This window comes from Modestobacter caceresii (assembly GCF_000761485.1).
Classification (GTDB): Bacteria; Actinomycetota; Actinomycetes; order Mycobacteriales; family Geodermatophilaceae; genus Modestobacter; species Modestobacter caceresii.
The window spans coordinates 1-3,480 of sequence record NZ_JPMX01000089.1 but is presented as its reverse complement, the minus strand read 5'-3'; the positions used below and the strand labels follow the sequence as shown (position 1 = coordinate 3,480).

The 3,480-nt window shown below is 72.2% G+C and carries 4 protein-coding genes and 1 pseudogene; 2 read left to right on the top strand and 3 right to left on the bottom strand.

Going from position 1 to position 3,480, the window contains the following annotated elements; translation table 11 throughout:
- Nucleotides 1-636: 636 nt before the first annotated feature.
- From IN07_RS18080 to IN07_RS24865, 3 genes are read right to left on the bottom strand one after another with little or no spacing between them, the layout of a single operon-like run.
- Nucleotides 637-1,209 (bottom strand): MFS transporter, encoded by a 573-nt coding sequence (locus tag IN07_RS18080; protein ID WP_197058543.1) that lies wholly within the window; start codon nucleotides 1,207-1,209, stop codon nucleotides 637-639.
- Nucleotides 1,206-1,904, bottom strand: coding sequence for a zinc-binding dehydrogenase (locus IN07_RS18075; RefSeq protein ID WP_052091460.1), 699 nt, complete (start codon nucleotides 1,902-1,904; stop codon nucleotides 1,206-1,208). The genes IN07_RS18080 and IN07_RS18075 overlap by 4 nt, the downstream gene beginning before the upstream one ends.
- Before the next feature lie 6 nt (nucleotides 1,905-1,910).
- The gene (locus IN07_RS24865) at nucleotides 1,911-2,216 is read right to left on the bottom strand and encodes an MDR/zinc-dependent alcohol dehydrogenase-like family protein (RefSeq protein WP_052091459.1); all 306 of its coding nucleotides are present in this window, start codon (nucleotides 2,214-2,216) and stop codon (nucleotides 1,911-1,913) included.
- Between the two features lie 98 nt (nucleotides 2,217-2,314).
- Between IN07_RS24865 and IN07_RS27055 the strand changes: the two are divergent.
- A pseudogene (locus tag IN07_RS27055) lies at nucleotides 2,315-2,941 on the top strand (helix-turn-helix transcriptional regulator); the annotation flags it as partial.
- Nucleotides 2,942-3,045: 104 nt separating this feature from the next.
- The gene (locus tag IN07_RS27050) at nucleotides 3,046-3,300 is read left to right on the top strand and encodes a WCX domain-containing protein (protein WP_456237887.1); all 255 of its coding nucleotides are present in this window, start codon (nucleotides 3,046-3,048) and stop codon (nucleotides 3,298-3,300) included.
- Nucleotides 3,301-3,480: the final 180 nt, after the last annotated feature.

The window sequence follows — 3,480 nt, the reverse complement described above, 5'->3', positions numbered from 1 at the left end:
CACGAACAGATCGCGCCCTCACCGACCGCGCTGGATCAGTTACCCAACACCCTCTCAGACGTGACGAGCGTGCGGGTGGCGATCACAGTGGTCATGGTCGTGCAGACCCCACCCGCCCCCGGAACTCATCGCCCGATCAGCGGGGGGCGCGCGCCAGCTGGCGGATCCGTGTGGCCAGCCGACCGGTGGGATCTGGGTCCGGAGAGGGGAGGCCCAGCCGGCGGCCAGACCACCGCGGCATCGGTGAGGACAGCATCGCCGGTTCCGCCGGTTCTCGCCGTGCGCCTCCGGAGCGCGCGGTGGTGCGTCCGATGCCGACCTGCATCAGAGCGGATGGAGGAGCCTCGGCTGGGCACTGCGCAGCGGAGCCGCGCCCCACCCGGCCCGGATGGCGTTCGACTGCACCGTGAGGCGTCCGCTAGTGACGAGGTGCGCGGACTGGCTCGGCGCCCGCTGCGGAGCTGATGCCCTGGACTGCCTGGCGCAGTCGAGCGGCGGCGCTGGCCGGCTCGGCTTGGCCGGCCTCCAGCCAGGTCAGCACGGCGGCGACCGTGATCGTCGGGGCCGGCCGTGCAGCCCACCGGGCCCACGCTGGATCGGGGATGGATGGGGCGAGGTGGTCGTGTGCCGTGGCGGTCATCTCGGCGGTGAACACGTCGACCTCGGCGCGGAAGGCCGGCTCGCGCGCCGCATGGTGGAAGAGCAGCCGGAACCCGTCGGGATCGCCGGCCGCGGCAGTGAGCAGAAGACGCCGAGGGCCTGATGGCGCTGGCGGCCCTCGGGAAAGACGACGGTCAGCAGCGCCAGTGCGGTGGGGGCCAGCAGGGCTGCACCGGCGCCCTGGAGGGCGCGTGCGGCGATGAGCGCGGACAGATCGGTGGCCAGACCGCCGAGCAGCGAGGCGCCGGCGAACGCCGCTGCACCGGTGATGAAGACCCGCCGGCGCCCGAAGCGGTCACCGAGCCGACCGCCGAGCAACAGCAGGCCGCCGAAGGCCACGGTGTAGGCGGTGATCACCCACTGCAGGTCGGCTGCCGCGTCCACCCGCAGCCCGCCGGCGATCGCGGGCAGCGCCACGTTGACGATGGATCCGTCCAGCACGACCATCAGCTGGCTGATGGAGAGGACCAGCAGCGCCGCCACCTGACGGACCGGTGGGTGCGGTCCCTCGAGGGCGGCCGGAGACGGCGCGGGATCTACCGCGCTCACGTGGCCACCTGCACGAGCACGTTGCCTCGGTGGGTGCCGGCCAGCAGCTCGTCCAGGACGACAGGAGCGGCCTGCAGCCCGCCGGAAACCAGCGTGTGAGGGTAGATCAGGGCCCCCTCGGCCAGCCAAGACCCGTAGGCGCTGTTCCAGGCCTGCAGCTGCTCTGGGGTGTGCATCGTGGTGAACGGCAGGATCACCAGGTCCTTGGCGATCGCCGTCATGACGTCCAGGCGCGGGTGCGCTCCGGGGCCGTCGTCGAGCTGGCCGGACAGTGCCCCGCACAGCGCGAGTCGGGCACCGGGAGCGGCGGCCTGCACGGCCGCCTCGAACTGCTCCCCGCCGACGGTGTCGAAAACAACGTCGACGCCCTCGGGCGCCGCCTCCCTCAGGTCGGCCAGGACGCGCCCGTCGCGGTAGTTGATCGCGGCGTCGTAGCCGAGGACCTCGGTCAGGTAGATGCACTTGGCCGCGCTGCCGGCCGAACCGATCACGCGGCTGGCGCCCAGGGCCTTGGCAACCTGCCCCGCCAGGGACCCCACCCCGCCGGCGGCTCCGGAGACGAAGACGACGTCTCCCTCGCGCACCCGGGCGATGTCGACCATGCCGTGGTGGGCGGTGACCCCCTGGTTGATCGCGAAGTAGGGCTCCGGCAGGCGCGGGTCAACCGGGAACGCCTCGTAGGGCCCGGCGAGCACGTGGTCCTACCACCCCTTCATGTGCATCACCGCCGTGCCCACCGACAGGCCCCCGTCCCCGGCGGCGATGACCTCACCCACGGCCGCGCCCCACACCGGGGCGCCGAGCTGGTAGCCGGCCATCGGCAGGTTCGGGTGCTCGAGCATCAGGTCGGCCATCACCGCGGCGACCTGGACGTGGGTGGTGCGGACCAGGACCTGCCCAAGGCCGGGGTCGGGCAGCTGAACCCGGTCGGAGGTGAGCAGGTCGGTGGCCGGCTCGGTGCCGGTGCGGTGACGGGCGAGCGTGACGCGGGTGGCTTTGACAGACATGGGGCGTCCTTCACATCAGGGGACATCAGGTGGATGCGGAGGACGCTAGGAACGATCGCGGACAGAACTCGTCCGCGATCTTCGGCACCATCGACGTCATGTGGGACACCCCGGGCAGGCTGCTGCGACTGTTGGAGCTGCTTCAGCAGCGCCAGGAGTGGAGCGCGCACCAGCTGGTGCAGGCTCTGCAGGTCTCCACCCGCACGGTGCGCCGCGACGTCGACCGGCTCCGCGCGATCGGCTATCCGGTGGACTCACGTCCCGGCGTCGACGGCGGCTACTGCCTGACCCCGGGCACCAGCCTGCCGCCGCTGATGTTCGACACCGAGGAAGCGGTGGCCACCGTCGTGGCACTGCAGGTCGCCGGCGTCGCCGGCGCCGAGGTGGCCGCCGGTGCCACCGTGCGGGCACTCACCAAGCTCACGGCGGTGATGCCACGCCGGCTGCGCCGTCAGGTCGACGCTCTGACCGGGCAGGTCAGCCACATGCCCCACGGCGCGGTGGTCGGCCAGTCGCCACCCCCAGTGGACGTGCAGGTGCTGACCACCGCCGCGATGGCCTGCCGCGAACACCGCCAGCTCCGCGCCGAATACCGCAGCGGACGCGGCGAGCTCAGCGAGCGGACCCTCGAGCCGCTACGCCTGGTGCGCGCCGGCCGCCGCTGGTACCTGGTCGCCTGGGACACCACCCGCCACGACTGGCGCACCTTCCGTCTCGACCGCTTCGCCCACCTGGAGTCCACCAGCGCACCCACCGCGCCCCGGCCGAAGACGTCGACGCCTACGTCCTCGCCCAGATCGGAGCTGGTCTCCAGCAGCACCGCGCCACCGTGCGCGTCCACGCCTCCGCAGTCACGGTGCAGTACTGGATCGACCCGGCGTGGGGACACATCGAGGCCATCGACGACACCACCTGCGTGCTGCACGTCGGCGCAGACTCCCTCGCCAGCATCGCCCGCTGGCTCCTGCTCCTCGACGCCGAACTGACACCCCTCCACCCGCCAGCACTGGCCGACGAGTTCGCCGCCCTCGCCGCACGAGCAACCCGCGCCGCACACGGCACCGAGACCGCGCCAAACCCATGACCAGAGCGGCTCGGCGCAACCTCGACCGTCGGCGCAATGTCATCGACTGCCCGTCCGAGCGCCATGGCGCCGACCAGGGCTGGGGTCATGAGTGGCCTGGCAAGTCCTGACCATCGAAAGGCTGATGGCGCTCGCCGAAGTTCCCCAGGGGTGCTCATCGAAAGTCCCCACCCGGGTGCG